Origin of the sequence: Cohnella luojiensis (assembly GCF_004564235.1) — a bacterium.
GTDB classification, from domain to species: domain Bacteria; phylum Bacillota; class Bacilli; order Paenibacillales; family Paenibacillaceae; genus Cohnella; species Cohnella luojiensis.
Genome location: NZ_SOMN01000001.1, coordinates 308036 through 323443, shown reverse-complemented (window position 1 = coordinate 323443; position 15408 = coordinate 308036). Strand labels below are relative to the sequence as shown.

Sequence of the window (15408 nt, the reverse complement as noted above, 5' to 3'; positions counted from 1 at the left end):
GATTATCGCTCCTCTCCCAGTTTCACGGCCTGATGAACCTTCAAACGCCTTATATGAGTAATAAGAAGCGCGACGCCGATACTCATCATAACCGCAACGACAACGTATAGCCTCATCGTATCGCTTGCCTCGAATACAACCCGGAACGGCGGAACCTGATTCGCCGAGTTGTCCGTGGTCTGCAGGAAAGGAAGGAACAGGATGCTCGTAAGCTTCCCGATCCCGATTCCGAGACCGATCGATAACCCCGCCGTGAAAATCTGCTCCAATAAGAGCATTCCGGTCAACTGCTTGCGCGATAATCCCATTGCCCGCAGAATTCCGATCTGCACGACCCTTCGCGAGAGGTTAAAGAACCAGAACAGGATGTATCCCGACAAGGATACAATGATCGTAACCAAGAAGCCAAGGCTCAGGATGCCGAAGACGCCTCCCCTTGCGGGGTGCTTGCTCTGCGTGACGAGTTCGCTTCTCATATCGTTAATGGCTGCCAGCTCGATTCCCTTGCTTTGCAGCAGAGGAATGATCGGCGCGGTTTTCGCGCCGGGCTCCATCTTCAACCAAACATCGTAAGGAATTTTAGGTACCAGATCATAGATGTAATCCAAGTTCGCGATCAAGAAAGGCGTTTGATCCGGGTATTGACTAGGCCAGTAAGACAGGATGTCTAGAATGATGAATTGCACCCTCTGCTCTTGGATAATGGTCTCAACCGTATCTCCGCGCTTCAGGTCGAATTTCTTCGCTACGTTGGAGGAGATGAACGCGCCTTCCGGAACTTGCCCCATCCAAGCCAAGTACTTATACGGATTGATCTCGTACATATCCTTGCGCAACCAGCCGACGCGGGCAAAATCGACGTTGTCGATCCCCATGATCGTCGCCTGTCCTGCCGTCTTACCCGAAATCGTCAAGCTGCTCTTCGTTTGCAGTACCCGAGCCGCATGCTCAACGCCTGGCAAGGTGCGGAATACTTCGAATGGCGGTTCATTGTAGTTAATCTTCGTCGGCGTCGGACTCGAGCCTTGCCCGCCGCCGCTGCCACCGCCACCGCTACCTCCACCCGAACCTCCGCCCGAGCCACCACCGGAACCTCCGCCTCCTTGCGACTGAGTCGGCGGCTTGAATTCGGCTTGGCCTTCCCATACCGTCTTCACGATGACGTCGGTGCCGTATTTGTACATGATTCGCTCTTCCGAATTCAATCCGATCGTTCGAGCGGCGGATGAATTGTATACTCCGAGGCCGAGCGTCAGAATGAGCAAAATCATTAACGGATAATACGACTTCGATGAACGGGATAGCTGGGTAAGCGTCAGATAAAAAGGAACCGGCAAAATTCTTTTCCATATGAGATTAAACAGCTTCAAGAGAAGCGGGAACAACCTTAGGAACACGAGCCCAGCGGCGAAAATGCTCAGCGCGGGGACGAAGAACAGGAAAGGCTGAACGTTCAATTGGTCGGTCGTCATGCCCGTCTTGAACGAAACCATCTGCCGCTCGTTGAACATATACCAACCGTAACCCGCAACTCCGAGCAGAACGACGTCCAAGAACCATTTCTGCCAGAAGGGCTGGCGATCTCCGCGAGCCATCTGCCGCTTGTAATCGACGATCGACGTTCGGGTAAATACAAGCGCCGGGATGACCGTTGCGCCGATCGCGACGACAACTGCGGCTACTCCGGCTAGAACGCCATCCGTCGAGAAGCCGACCGGAATGGCCTTGCGATCCACGAATTCGAGAAAACCGCTTGCCGAACCGATACTCTTGGCCATGAACCAACCGAAGAAAGGGCCGATGAGCAAGGCAACAATGCCTAGCAAGATGCTCTCAAGCAGAAAGAGCATGAATACTTGCCTAGTGCTCGCCCCGCGGCTTCGGAGCACCGCGATATCGGAGCGTTGCTTCTCGAGCGCCTGCTGCGTGTTCATTGTAATGAAGTAGAATACCATGGCGATCATCGGAGCAGCCAGTGTGAAGAGCAGCGTTTGGAGCTGAATGCTCTGGCGACGGAAGTCGCTCAGCATCTCGGCGAAGCTAAGCTCCAAATGCGTGTCCTTCAGCCTCTTGTACGCTTCGATATCCACGCGGTTGAGTTTGCTCGATAGAGGAGCAAGCTGACTGGTCTTGATCTCCCTTAGATCGAAAGCGGTATACCAACCCGCCAACTGAATCGGAATTTTCAATTCCCCGGCCAGATCCTCCAGAAAAGCAGGCTCCGCGATGTACAGATTGTTCATGAGACCTTCGAAGCCTTGATACCAATAAGGACTGCTCTCGTCGGTAGCCTTGAAGGATCCGACGATCTGAACCCGAAGGGTTAAATCCAAACCACCGGATATCGGATAAAGCAGCACGTCGCCCACATGAAGATCATTGCGAAACATCGCTTCTTCCATCATTACCGCTTGCAGCGTTCCGTCGGACTCCGCGCGGTCGGCGAACCATTTGCCGCCGGCTAGCTCCGACTGCTCTTTGAGCCCGCCGAACGCGGCCAGTGTTAGCTTACGGGTCCGGCTCGCATCTACCTTCTTCGGATCCTCCGGCGATACCTCCGCGCTTCTCAGCGTCAAGCTGCGTTGGGCAACCTCGGCCGGAAACCCGATATCGGCGGCGACATCTTCGCGAATATACTTATCGACATTATGAAAGCCTTCCATGTCGGTCTTGCCGTCGGTTGATTGGTAGCGGATTAACATCGAGCCCGCAGGAAGGCCGTCGCTGTTATCCTGCAGCGATTGGGAAACGACTCGCTTAAGCGCTCCGTCCGCGTACATCGGTATACTCGTCGTAAAGGCTACGGCCACGAACAATCCGGCAAGCGTACTTAGCGTCATCCAGCGCGTGTTCCACATTTTGCGAAAAAGAAACCGAATGAGTGCGTTCATCGATTACTGACCCACTACTTTCTGTCCCGGTGTCAATCCATTCAAGATTTCCGCGTCCGTAGAGGTTTGCTGGCCGACCTCCACGTCCACCTCTCGCTTCATGCCGTCGGCTTCGATTACCTGCACGTAAGTTCGAGCGCCGATGCTTCGAAGCGCGGCCAACGGAATGACGACTGCGTTCTCCTTGCGATTCACGATGACCGTTACGGACAATGGAGTACCTCTAGTAACAGTCTTAGGCAAGTCCTTCACGTCGATTAACAAGTAATTGTTAAGACTCTCGACGGATCCCCCGCCTTGTCCGCCGCCGTTCTGGTTATCGTCGGTTGCGACCGGGAATTGTTTAATCTTGCCCTTCACCTGGCCCGCGTTGTTAATATCGACCTGAACTTCCATGCCAAGGGCTACCTTCTCCAGATCATCCTTGGATAAACTGGCTGCAACGATTAAGCTGCTTGGATTCGCGATAGTAGAGATCGTGTCATACGCTTTGATCTGGGCGCCTTCTTGCACCGCCACCGATACTACCGTCCCGGAGAACGGAGCGGTTAGCACCGCCTTGTCGATATCTTCTTGCGCGTCTACGAGCGCCTGGCGAGATTCCTCGAAGGTAAGCATCGCCTGCTCGAATTCGATAGGATCCATTTCATCGCGTTTGCGTAACGTTTCCTTCATCGTCAATTCGGTTTTCTTGAAAGCAAGCGTTTGGTTGCGCAACGTTTTTTTCATTTCGTCGACATCCAGCTCGGCAATCGTCTGTCCCGCTTCGACTTTATCTCCGGACTGTATGTATAGTTTTTTAAGCCTTTTGCCTTCTAAAGTAAAATATAATTGCTTCTCTTGCGTAGACATAATCTTTCCTGAGCCTTGCACCGTCGTCTCCAAAGTCTTGGTTGCCACGTCGTATTTCGGTTTTTCCGAAATTTTCGGCAGCTCGATGGCCGAAAAATCCTCTTCTTCGGGTTCGCTTGGAAGCATGCTGCATCCCGTAATCGCGACCGTTAAAGCTAATACCGCTAATATACTGGCACTCTTGCGGTTCCTTCGATTTAATGGCAAGGGTTCACTTGCCGACGAATACGCCGTCCACCATTTCATAGACATGGTCTGCTACCTCCATAATTGTAGGATCGTGCGTCGTCATGCAGATCGTCACGTTCTCGCTTGCGACGATTTCCTTGAATACCTGCATGACCTGCGCGGCCATTTGGCTGTCTAATTCCGCTGTCGGTTCATCCGCCAGCAATAAGCTTGGCCTGTGGGCTATCGCCTTGGCGATGGCCACTCTCTGTTGTTCTCCCCCGGACAGCTCGAACGGACGATGGTGCATCCGCTTCGATAAGCCCACGAGATCCAAGCAAGAGGTGACCCTTGCTTTCCATTCGGAGCGGTGAATTTTAGCCATGCGCATCGACAATTCAACATTCTCGTAAGCCGATAATAAAGGCATCAAGGCATACGCTTGGAAAATAAACCCGATATCCTGTCGGCGCACCTCCGTGCGCTTGTCATCGTTCCAAATGTGGAACGGGCGTCCCTTGAAATGGATTTCTCCACCCGTGGGCGTGTCCAATCCCCCCATCAGATTCATTAGCGTCGTCTTCCCGGACCCGGATCGTCCCCTGAGCATGACGAGTTGCTGAGGATACAGGTTTAGGTTAATTCCCTTTAATACTCGGATTTTCTGGCTGCCGACGTCGAAAGATCGTTCCACGCCCCGTACGGTAAGCAGCGGCTCGGCTACGGAAGCTTTGTTTAAGGCAACCGGCTCCGGTGCTTGAGCATCCTCTTGTTCGCTGGCCTTCTCCGCCGTGGAACTTCGGCTCAACCATGACAGCATGCCATTTCCTCCCTTTCCAATCTCTTCATTGATTATAACGAGGGTTTGTTAATAAAAGTTACGGAAAAATTAAACCTTTATCATTTTTTTAGGAGAAGCTTCCCGATATTTCACCATTTTTTTGCTCAGCCCTTTATAAGCACCGCCACTTTTGTGTATTATTAGAGGATATAACTTGCTACTGTGAGGAAGGTTGGTCCGCGTGGAAACTAAGACGCCGTCATCGAATTTTATTAAAAACATCGTGGCCGAGGATCTCGCGTCCGGGAAAGTAAAGGAAGTCGTTACCCGCTTTCCCCCGGAACCGAATGGTTACCTGCATATCGGACATGCGAAGTCGATCTGCCTAAACTTTGAACTAGCCGGTGAATTCAAAGGCAGAACCAATCTGCGTTTCGACGATACGAATCCCGTAAAAGAGGACGTGGAATACGTAGAGTCCATCAAGCGAGACGTACAATGGCTCGGCTTCGAGTGGGACGGATTGTTCTTCGCGTCGGATTATTTCGGCGAGATGTACGAACGGGCTAACGTCCTTATTCGGAAAGGATTGGCGTTCGTCGACGATCAAACCGCCGATCAAATTCGCGAGACCCGCGGGACGTTAACCGCTCCCGGTCAAGAGAGCCCTTATCGGAATCGCTCCGTAGAGGAGAACCTTGACCTGTTTGCCAGAATGAAAGCCGGAGAATTCGCGGACGGCCAGAAAGTACTTCGCGCCAAGATCGACATGGCTTCGCCAAACGTTAACTTGCGCGATCCGATCTTGTATCGGGTCGTTCACGCGCACCATCATAATACCGGAGACCAATGGTGCATCTATCCGATGTACGCTTACGCCCATCCGCTCGAGGACGCGATCGAAGGCGTTACCCACTCGATCTGTACGCTGGAATTCGAGGATCAGCGCCCTTTCTACGATTGGGTCGTTCGCGAATGCGAGATGAAGTGGGTTCCTCGCCAATACGAGTTCGCGCGGCTTAATCTGACGAACACCGTCATGAGCAAGCGGAAGCTGAAACTGCTCGTGGACGAGAAAGCGGTGGACGGCTGGGACGACCCCCGCATGCCGACCATTTCCGGATTGCGGCGCAAGGGCTACACGCCCGAAGCTATCCGCGCGTTCTGCCGAGAGATCGGCGTAGCGAAAAGTTACGGAATCGTCGATGAGCGGATGCTGGAGCATTTCATTCGCGAAGACCTCAAGCTTAAGGCTCTCCGGACGATGGCCGTGCTGCAGCCGCTTAAGGTTGTTATTACGAACTATCCCGAAGGCCAAGTGGAATGGCTGGATGCCGAGAACAATTCGGAAAATCCGGACATGGGTCATCGTAAAATCCCATTCTCCAGGGAACTCTATATCGAGCGCGATGATTTCATGGATAACCCGCCGCCCAAATATTTCCGATTGTTCCCTGGTAACGAAGTGCGCCTGAAAAGTGCCTATTTCGTTAAGTGCGAAGAAGTTATTCGCGACTCGGAAGGGAACGTCGTCGAGCTTCGTTGCACCTATGATCCCGAGACGAAGAGCGGCTCCGGCTTCACCGGCCGCAAAGTAAAAGGCACGATTCACTGGGTCGAAGCTACTCATGCCGTTCCCACCCAGTTCCGCCTCTATGAACCGCTCATTACGGATGAAGCCGAGGATGACGGGCAATCGTTCCTCGACCATCTGAACCCGAATTCCCTGGAAGTGTTGGAAGGATTCGTAGAACAAGGAATGAAGGACTCCGTCGGCGGGGACAAATTCCAATTCTTCCGCCATGGATACTTTAACGTGGATCCAAAGGACTCTGCCGCAGGGCACCCCGTCTTTAACCGGATCGTTTCATTGAAAAGTTCGTTCGAGGTTTAATAAAAAAAGTGCTCCTGCACCCTGATTGAGGGGAGTGCAGGAGCCTTTTGCTTAGAAGGAGGAAAGCCGCAATGAGACATAAAGTTGCAAGATGCCTAGGGGGTTTAGGAATTAGCCTCATTCTATTGCTTAGCTTAGGCTGCGGTTTGTGGAGAGGCGGGAATGCCGCGGAAGGCTCTCCGACCGCAACGCCTTTGCCAACCGCAACCTCTTCACCCACCGCTATTCCGCCGGAGACCCCCCCCTCTCCTACACCTACGCCTACCGCTACTCCAACGCCTTCGGAAGAGGATGAAATTGGTAACCTGCTGGGCGGCATGACGCTTGAACAGAAAATCGGACAAATGATCTTGGCGGGTGTGGAGGGTACATCGATTGACACCGCAACGAAGAAGATGATTTCCGATCAGCATGTCGGTGGCATTATTTTGTACAAAAACAACTTCTCCGGCCTAAGCGGCTCGGTTCGGTTCGTCAACGCGCTGAAGAAAGCCAACGAAGGCAATCCGGCGCCGCTCTTCATAAGCGTCGATCAGGAAGGCGGCAAAGTAAGCAGGCTTCCGAAAGACTTTGTTTCCATACCGGATGCGGCCAAAGTAGGCCGTACCGGTAATGCCGAGCTCGCGAAGGAAATGGGCTCCCTGCTCTCGAAAGAGCTGAAGCTCATGGGCTTCAACGTCGATTTCGCGCCGGTGCTCGATATTAATAGCAATCCGAAAAATCCGGTCATCGGAAATCGTTCATTCGGCAGCACCGCCAAACTCGTTACGAAGATGGGCATTGCGGAAATGATCGGCTTGCGGGAGGGAGGCACCATTGCCGTCGTCAAACACTTCCCGGGCCATGGCGACACCGCGGTCGATTCTCATCTGGATTTGCCCGTCGTCAACAAGACGACCGAGCAGCTCGGGAAAATGGAGTGGATTCCTTTTCGATCCGCGATCGAGAATGGGGCGGATGCCGTCATGATCGCGCATATCCTCTTTCCGAAGATCGATCCGGATGCACCGGCTTCTTTCTCTAAAGTCATCATCGGAGAGCAGCTTCGCGGCACGCTCGGCTACGACGGAGTCGTTATAACGGATGATATGACCATGGGGGCGATCGCCGACAATTACGGCATCGAGGATGCGGCGGCGTTATCGGTCGAAGCGGGAAGCGACATCATTCTTGTCGCGCATGGCTATGATACGGAGAAGAAAGTGTTCGATAAACTGATGCAGGCCGTCAAATCAGGACGAATCGAAGAGTCCCGAATCGACCAGAGCGTTAGGCGGATTCTCGCTTTGAAGCTAAAATACGAGTTGTCAGACAAAATGATCCCCATACCGACAATCGGCGATCTTCCTAATGAAGAAATCCGGCAATGGTTGGAGAAGCTATAATCCTTGCCTCTCTCCATTATCCCGTTGGCTCAGGAGCGTGATTCTTACCTTTCACTCTCCTGAGCGACGGGGATAATGGCCGGAGAGGTCTGGCTATACGAAGTCTCACACCTGAGCGAAGGGGATAATGGCCTAACGGACTTCTACTTTCCCTTTCCGATAAATAAGAACCCCGATTCCGAAAGCAACGACTCCCCATACACCCAATATCCCGATTCCAGCCCAGAATTCGCTAGTAGCGATTCCGCTGCCGTATACCATCCCATCCCGTATTCCGTTTACGAAATAGGTAAGCGGCAATATCTGCGAAACGGGTTGAAGCCATTCCGGGAATCCGTTTGTCGGAAAAAATATCCCGCTTAAGAACATCATTAGGAAGCTGGCGATATTGGCTAACCCCATATAGGCTTCAATAGATTTGCTGAAAGAAGAGAATAAGTATCCCAGAGCATTAAAAGCAAGCGCCCCTATGAAGAATGCAACGACAAGCGTGGAGAAATCCAGATGTAAATTGGCTCCGAACCCGAGTACGCCGATCAAAGCGAGAATAACGATCTGAACGACTCCGAGAACGAAGCGGACCATCATTCCGCCCACGCCGAACAGCCCCATTTTGACAGGTGTCATCTTAAGCCGCTTTAACAGCCCTTTCCTGCGCATCTCCACCATGTCTACCATGCCGAACAAACCGCCCTGAGCGACGGACAACGCAATCATCCCCGTCTTGGAAGCTCAACCGAACCTCCCGTTCCTTCGTTAAACGGTCGATGAGCGCGGCAGGAGTATCAAGCGTAACGACGCGGCCTTGATCAACGATGCATACGCGGTCGCTCAGCTTTTCCGCTTCTTCCATGTAATGAGTGGTCAATATCGTCGTTTTACCTAACTCCTTAAGCTTGAGAACGATATCCCAAATGTTGCGGCGCGCTTGAGGGTCAAGTCCCGTCGTAGGCTCATCGAGAAAAATAATCTGAGGATCGCTGATCATCGCCAGTCCGATTGCGAGCCGTTGGCGCTGACCTCCGGAAAGCGACTTCACCCTTTTGTCGCGATGGTCCGTCAAATTAATCATTTCCAGCACTTCTGCCGCATGCTTTGAACGTGGGTAGAAGGAGGCGAACAAATCCAAGTTCTCCTCAACCGTCAATAACTCGAACATCGCGCTGGACTACGGCTGCACGCCGATCCGATATTTGATCTGATCCGCATCTTTGTCCCACGTCAATCCGTCGATCGTCACGGTTCCGGAATCCGGAGACTGTAAGCCCTCGATCATCTCTAAGGTCGTTGTTTTTCCCGCTCCGTTAGGACCGATAATCGTAAAGACCTCTCCGGCTTCTACGGAGAAGCTTATTTCTTCTACGGCCTGAACCGTGCCGAAGGATTTACGCAAACCCTTCACTTCTAGAATGGACATGAATTCCTCTCCTTCAATTTCCAATTATTCATAAGCAGACCTATTGTAACTCAGTTTCACTAGACTTTCGACAGTCTACGGCATGTAATCGTCCTCGGTCTAGAGAAGTAGAAAAGCAAAAAAAGGTTGTCTCCCTAATGAATTTCCAGGGGGACAACCTTTTTTCGCTATGAAGCGGACATTTCCGCTTTCTATTATTTACCAAATGTTTCCGGACTCTCCCGCCAAGATTGAAGCAGGATTACATCGGCTTCGCTTATCGTTCCGCGGCGACGCGCCTCCTCAACCAAGGCTGTATAATTGGATAAAGTCTGCAGTTGTATACCCTCTTCGCGGAAGGCATCCTCCGCTTGCGCGAACTGGTAGGTGAAGATAGCCAGCACGCTCTGGACGTCGCCTCCAGCTTCGATTACCGCAAGCGCCGCTTTGAGGGAGCTTCCGCCGGTGGAAATCAAATCCTCGATGACGACGACCTTTTGCCCTTCCTTAATCAATCCTTCGATCTGGTTTTGTTTGCCGTGACCTTTGGCCTTGTCGCGAATGTAAGCCATAGGGAGGTTGAGCTTCTGCGCCACCCAAGCCGCGTGAGGAATGCCCGCGGTTGCGGTGCCCGCGATAACCTCCGTATCGGGATAACGCTCGCGAATCAATGTTGCGAAACCTTCGGCGATCGAATCGCGTATGCCCGGAAAACTCATCGTCAAACGGTTATCGCAATAGATAGGCGAGATCATACCCGATGTCCAAGTAAACGGTTCGTTAGGCCGAAGATTAACTGCCCCGATATCCAATAAATTTCCCGCGATTGAAGTCGGCAATTGTTCCAAAGATACTTTGCTCATTGTTCGGTCATCTCCTTCAATATGTTGTTCAGCGCTTCCGCCGGGCTGATATCGGCAGTGATCGGACGCCCGATCACCATATAGTCGGTGCCGCCGGCAACCGCCTCGCGAGGCGTCGTAATTCGGGACTGATCTCCTGCTTCAGAGCCTATCGGTCGTATGCCCGGCGTGACCGTAATGAAGCCGGTTCCGCAAGCTGCCTTAATCGCGGCTACTTCCAGCGGAGAGGCGACTACGCCTTGCAGCCCTGCTTCCCTGGCAAGCTTGGCATAACGTACGACAGCGTCTTCCACTTGCCCTGCTATTCCGATTTCATCGTTAAGTACGGTTTGGCTCGTGCTTGTAAGCTGCGTGACCGCGATGACGATCGGCGCTTGCGGCGCGTCTCCCGCCTTCACTGCTTCCCTTACGCCTTCCGCGGCGGCGTTCATCATAGCAATGCCGCCGGCACCGTGCACGTTAAACAGGTCTACGCCAAGGCGAGTGATGCTGCGCGCTCCGCCGCGGACGGTATTCGGAATATCATGCATCTTCAGATCAAGAAAGATTTTAAACCCTCGCGACTTCAACTCCCGAACGACGGAAGGACCAGCCGAATAGAAAAGCTCCATCCCTACCTTCATCCAACAGCCAGAGCCTTGCAATTGATCGGCTAACGTCAACGCCGCCGCGGCATCCGGTTTATCGAGCGCCACCATGATTTTGCTTGCGGCTTCTTCCCGAGATAATATGGCCATTCCGAGTCCCCCTCAATTAGCTTTCAGCTTGAAGTTCATACAGAAGCCCGATCCCCGTGAAGCTTGGGGACCGGGCGGCATACCGGATTTAATCTTGGAAGGCAGGCATCGGTTCGCTGGAGAAACGAAGAGCTTGCAACATGTTAAGCAGTGCGTTTACCGTGTCTAATGATGTCAAACATACAACCCCGTTCTCGACCGCTTCGCGGCGAATTCGGAAGCCGTCGCGTTCGGGAGCCTTGCCTTTCGTCAGAGTGTTCACGACGAATTGCGCTTGACCGGTACGGATCAGATCCAGGATATTCGGCGAACCGTCGGACAGCTTGTTCACGCGGCGCACTTTGAGTCCTGCCGCTTCCAAGGCGTCTGCGGTTCCGCCTGTAGCCATCAGCTTGTAGCCAAGGGCGTAGAAGCCTTTCAGAATCTGAATCGCTTCGTCTTTATCCTTATCGGCTACGGTAGCGATTATCGCGCCAGAATTCGGGATTTTCATGCCCGAGCCGACCAATCCTTTGTATAAGGCTTTCGCGTAATAACGGTCCCGTCCCATGACTTCGCCGGTCGACTTCATTTCCGGAGTCAGCGTCGGGTCAACGCGACGCAGCTTGGCGAAGGAGAATACCGGTACTTTGACGGAAACGAAATCGTCTTCCGGCCAAAGTCCTTCTTGGTAGCCCAGGTCGGTCAGTTTCTTGCCCAGTATCGCTTGGGTAGCCAGGTTCGCCATCGGAATTTTCGTCACCTTGCTCAAGAAAGGAACCGTGCGGGACGAGCGAGGGTTAACCTCGATAACGTACACTTTCTCTTGCCATACTACGAATTGGATATTAACTAGACCGATCGTTTTGAGCTCTTTGGCGATTTTGATCGTGATGTCGATCGCTTGTTGTTTGATATCGTCGGACAGCGATTGCGGAGGATACACCGCGATGGAGTCTCCGGAGTGGACCCCCGCGCGCTCGACATGCTCCATGATTCCGGGAATGAGAACCGTTTCTCCGTCGCAGATCGCGTCGACCTCGATTTCTTTGCCCAACATGTAGCGGTCGATCAATACCGGATGCTCCGGGTTGATTTTAACGGCGACTTCCATGTAGGAGAGCAATTCCTCATCGGAGTACACGATTTCCATCGCGCGTCCGCCAAGCACGTAAGACGGGCGAACAAGAACCGGATATCCGAGCTCTTGAGCGGCTCCAACCGCTTCGCCGACCGAAGTAACCGTTGTTCCTTTCGGCTGAGGGATGCTCAGCTTGCTAAGCAACGCTTCGAATTTCTTGCGGTTCTCGGCCTCGTCGATGCTTTCCAAGGAAGTGCCGAGGATCGTTACGCCGGCTTTGGACAAAGGCGCTGCCAGGTTGATCGCGGTTTGTCCGCCGAACTGCACGATGACGCCGATCGGCTTCTCTTGCTCAATGACGTTCATGACGTCTTCGAAGAAGAGCGGTTCAAAGTATAAGCGATCCGAAGTGCTGAAGTCGGTGGAAACCGTTTCAGGGTTGTTATTGATGATGACCGCTTCGTAACCCGCGTTGCGGATGGCCCAGACGGCATGAACGGTCGAATAGTCGAATTCGATCCCTTGTCCGATCCGGATCGGACCGGAACCAAGCACGATGATTTTCTCCTTGGAGCTCGGGATAACCTCGTTCTCAGTCTCGTATGTCGAGTAATAATAAGGAGTCGTCGCTTCGAACTCCGCCGCGCAAGTATCGACCATTTTATAGACTGGTTTGAGCCCTTGCGCCAATCGGTGTGCTCGTACGTCCGCTTCCTTGGTCAACGCGCTGTTCGGATACCCTTCGCTCCGCAGTTCCGCAATCGCTCGATCCGTGAAGCCGTTCCGTTTTGCTGTATAGAGCGTTTCCGGAGTGAGCGCAGGCTCGCGGCGGATGACGTCTTCGAATTGTACGATTCGTTCGATCTTATCCAGGAACCACCAGTCGATGTTCGTCAAATCTTGGATGTGCTGAAGCGTCCATCCGCGACGGAAAGCTTCGGCAACCAAGAACAGGCGTTCGTCGTCCGGTTTGATTAGTCGATTCGTCAGCACTTCATCGGAAAGCTCATTCGCGCCTTTCAGATAAATACGGTGAACTCCGATCTCCAGCGATCGTACGGCTTTAAGGATGGACTCTTCGAAAGTACGGCCGATAGCCATAACTTCCCCGGTCGCTTTCATCTGCGTGCCGAGCTTGCGGTTAGCCGAAGTAAACTTATCGAAAGGCCAGCGTGGTATTTTAGCCACGATGTAGTCCAGCGTCGGTTCGAAGCACGCATAGGTTTGACCCGTTACCGGGTTGACGATCTCGTCGAGCGTATAACCTACCGCGATTTTGGCTGCCATCTTGGCGATCGGATAACCGGTCGCTTTGGAAGCTAGCGCGGAAGAGCGGCTCACCCTCGGGTTTACTTCGATTACGTAATATTGATAGCTTTGCGGGTCTAACGCGAATTGAACGTTACAACCGCCTTCGATGTTCAGCGCGCGGATGATCTTCAGCGATGCCGAACGAAGCATTTGATATTCGCGGTCGGACAAGGTTTGGCTTGGCGCTACGACGATGCTATCTCCCGTATGAACGCCGACCGGATCGAAATTCTCCATGTTGCAGACGACGATGCAGTTATCGTTCGCGTCGCGCATGACTTCGTACTCGACTTCCTTCAAGCCCGCGATCGATTTCTCGATCAAGCATTGCCCGATCGGGCTATAACGGATTCCGTTAGTAACCGTCTCGCGCAGCTCTTCCTCGTTCGCGGCAATGCCTCCGCCCGTTCCACCCAGTGTGTATGCGGGACGCACGATAACCGGATATCCCAATCCGTTGGCGAATTCAACCGCTGCTTCTACTGTCGTAACGATGTCGCTTTCCGGTACCGGTTGCTCCAATTCGCGCATCAATTCACGGAATAAGTCGCGGTCCTCCGCGCGTTCGATGGCATCCAACTGCGTGCCTAATAGCTTCACGTTTTCTTGCTTAAGCACGCCTGCGCGCGCAAGTTCTACGGCCATGTTGAGGCCCGTTTGTCCGCCAAGCGTCGGAAGCAACCCATCCGGACGCTCTTGGCGAATGATTTGGGATACGAACTCGAGATTGATCGGTTCGATGTACACCTTATCCGCAATATTCGTATCGGTCATGATCGTAGCAGGGTTGCTATTGATCAATACGACCTCGATGCCTTCTTCCTTCAAGGCTTGGCAAGCTTGCGTGCCGGCATAATCGAATTCCGCCGCTTGTCCGATAACGATAGGGCCGGAGCCGATAACGAGAATTTTCTTGAGGTCATTATTTCTGGGCATACTGCAGCTCTCCTCTCAGCGTCTCCGACAATTGCGCTTGGCGCGGCCGTTCAGGGTTGGCGATCTTGTTGTCGCGGATCATTTCCAAGAAACGATCGAACAAGTAGCTGGAATCGTAAGGTCCCGGTGCCGCCTCTGGATGATATTGTACCGAGAAAGCGGGGAAGCGCTTATGCTTCAGGCCTTCGATGGTTTTATCGTTATTGTTAATGTGCGTGACTTCCAATTCCGTTCCGACCACGGACTCTTCCTTCACCGTATAGCCATGGTTCTGGGAGGTAATGAAGCAGCGTCCGGATTCCAGTTCCTTCACCGGGTGATTGCCGCCGCGGTGGCCGAATTTAAGCTTGTCGGTATCCGCGCCGCAAGCAAGCGCGAACAGCTGGTGGCCGAGGCAGATGCCGAAGATCGGATATTGTCCGAGCAACTCGCGAATCGTATTAACCGCGTGGGGCACGTCCTTCGGATCTCCGGGACCGTTTGACAATTGAATGCCATCGGGAGACAAGCGGCGAATCTCTTCCGCCGTCGCGTCTTGCGGAACTACGACAACGTCGCAACCGCGTTTGGTTAACTCGCGAAGAATTCCGCTTTTCGCGCCGTAGTCGACAAGCACGATACGCTCTTTTTCCCCGGGGCTGGAGAACACGCTCTTCGTAGATGTACGCGCCACTTGATCACGCAGCAAAGCCGTCGTTCCAAGGCGTTCCTTAAGCTCCTCGATGCGCTCGTTGCCGGTAGTCAGAATCCCCTTCATCGTTCCATGCTGGCGAAGGATGCGAGTGAGCATGCGGGTATCGATGTCGCTGATTCCGACGATGCCGTATTCCTTTAATAATTGATCGATTGTATATTGCGCCCTCCAGTTACTCGGCATCGTTTCGTGGCGGCGAACCACGAAACCGTGAATGTAAGGACGAATGCTTTCAAAGTCGTCGCGGTTAATGCCATAGTTCCCAATGAGCGGGAAAGTCATGGTCACGATTTGTCCGCAATAGGATGGATCGGACAATACTTCCTGGTATCCTGTAATCCCTGTGTTAAATACCACTTCTCCGACGGATCCGCCCTCTGCGCCAAAGCCTTGACCCGTGAATAACGTACCGTCTTCTAACAATAATCTAGCTTGCATCC

At 52.9% G+C, this 15408-nt stretch carries 10 protein-coding genes and 1 pseudogene; 2 read left to right on the top strand and 9 right to left on the bottom strand.

Annotated elements, in window-relative coordinates; genetic code table 11:
- Positions 1 to 2: 2 nt before the first annotated feature.
- The 3 genes from E2980_RS01475 to E2980_RS01465 are packed head-to-tail and all read right to left on the bottom strand — an operon-like array spanning position 3 to position 4731.
- Positions 3 to 2891, bottom strand: a complete 2889-nt coding sequence (locus E2980_RS01475; RefSeq protein ID WP_135150337.1) for an ABC transporter permease — start codon at positions 2889 to 2891, stop codon at positions 3 to 5.
- Positions 2892 to 2894: 3 nt separating this feature from the next.
- Complete coding sequence (locus E2980_RS01470) at positions 2895 to 3995, bottom strand: efflux RND transporter periplasmic adaptor subunit (protein WP_167746933.1); 1101 nt, start codon at positions 3993 to 3995, stop codon at positions 2895 to 2897.
- On the bottom strand, positions 3955 to 4731 hold the full coding sequence (locus tag E2980_RS01465; RefSeq protein WP_135150336.1) for an ABC transporter ATP-binding protein: 777 nt from the start codon (positions 4729 to 4731) through the stop codon (positions 3955 to 3957). Before E2980_RS01465 ends, E2980_RS01470 begins: the two co-directional genes overlap by 41 nt.
- Before the next feature lie 202 nt (positions 4732 to 4933).
- On the opposite strand from E2980_RS01465, the gene E2980_RS01460 reads away from it, so the two are divergent.
- Positions 4934 to 6586, top strand: coding sequence for a glutamine--tRNA ligase/YqeY domain fusion protein (locus E2980_RS01460; protein ID WP_135150335.1), 1653 nt, complete (start codon positions 4934 to 4936; stop codon positions 6584 to 6586).
- A 71-nt stretch (positions 6587 to 6657) separates the two neighbouring features.
- A complete protein-coding gene (gene nagZ, locus E2980_RS01455; RefSeq protein WP_135150334.1) occupies positions 6658 to 7971 on the top strand; it encodes a beta-N-acetylhexosaminidase in 1314 nt (437 codons plus the stop codon).
- A gap of 132 nt (positions 7972 to 8103) precedes the next feature.
- On the opposite strand, the gene E2980_RS01450 is transcribed toward nagZ, so the two are convergent.
- From E2980_RS01450 to E2980_RS01425, 6 genes and pseudogenes are all read right to left on the bottom strand, one after another.
- Complete coding sequence (locus tag E2980_RS01450; protein WP_240702797.1) at positions 8104 to 8679, bottom strand: ABC transporter permease; 576 nt, start codon at positions 8677 to 8679, stop codon at positions 8104 to 8106.
- Positions 8600 to 9388 (bottom strand): annotated as a pseudogene (locus E2980_RS24890) (ABC transporter ATP-binding protein). The gene E2980_RS01450 and the pseudogene E2980_RS24890 overlap by 80 nt, the downstream one beginning before the upstream one ends.
- Positions 9389 to 9582: 194 nt before the next feature.
- Positions 9583 to 10230, bottom strand: a complete 648-nt coding sequence (gene pyrE / locus E2980_RS01440) for an orotate phosphoribosyltransferase (protein ID WP_135150332.1) — start codon at positions 10228 to 10230, stop codon at positions 9583 to 9585.
- Positions 10227 to 10967 (bottom strand): orotidine-5'-phosphate decarboxylase, encoded by a 741-nt coding sequence (pyrF, locus tag E2980_RS01435; RefSeq protein ID WP_135150331.1) that lies wholly within the window; start codon positions 10965 to 10967, stop codon positions 10227 to 10229. The genes pyrE and pyrF overlap by 4 nt, the downstream gene beginning before the upstream one ends.
- Before the next feature lie 88 nt (positions 10968 to 11055).
- Entirely contained in the window at positions 11056 to 14274 is a 3219-nt protein-coding gene (gene carB, locus E2980_RS01430) for a carbamoyl-phosphate synthase large subunit (RefSeq protein ID WP_135150330.1), read from the bottom strand.
- Entirely contained in the window at positions 14261 to 15406 is a 1146-nt protein-coding gene (locus E2980_RS01425; RefSeq protein WP_135150329.1) for a carbamoyl phosphate synthase small subunit, read from the bottom strand. Before E2980_RS01425 ends, carB begins: the two co-directional genes overlap by 14 nt.
- Positions 15407 to 15408: the final 2 nt, after the last annotated feature.

Coding starts and splice junctions, on each gene's coding strand:
- nagZ (WP_135150334.1), top strand. CDS start 6,658: ATGAGACATAAAGTTGCAAGATGCCTAGGGGGTTTAGGAATTAGCCTC.
- carB (WP_135150330.1), bottom strand. CDS start 14,274: ATGCCCAGAAATAATGACCTCAAGAAAATTCTCGTTATCGGCTCCGGC.
- E2980_RS01470 (WP_167746933.1), bottom strand. CDS start 3,995: ATGTCTATGAAATGGTGGACGGCGTATTCGTCGGCAAGTGAACCCTTG.
- E2980_RS01425 (WP_135150329.1), bottom strand. CDS start 15,406: ATGCAAGCTAGATTATTGTTAGAAGACGGTACGTTATTCACGGGTCAA.
- E2980_RS01475 (WP_135150337.1), bottom strand. CDS start 2,891: ATGAACGCACTCATTCGGTTTCTTTTTCGCAAAATGTGGAACACGCGC.
- E2980_RS01465 (WP_135150336.1), bottom strand. CDS start 4,731: ATGCTGTCATGGTTGAGCCGAAGTTCCACGGCGGAGAAGGCCAGCGAA.
- pyrF (WP_135150331.1), bottom strand. CDS start 10,967: ATGGCCATATTATCTCGGGAAGAAGCCGCAAGCAAAATCATGGTGGCG.
- pyrE (WP_135150332.1), bottom strand. CDS start 10,230: ATGAGCAAAGTATCTTTGGAACAATTGCCGACTTCAATCGCGGGAAAT.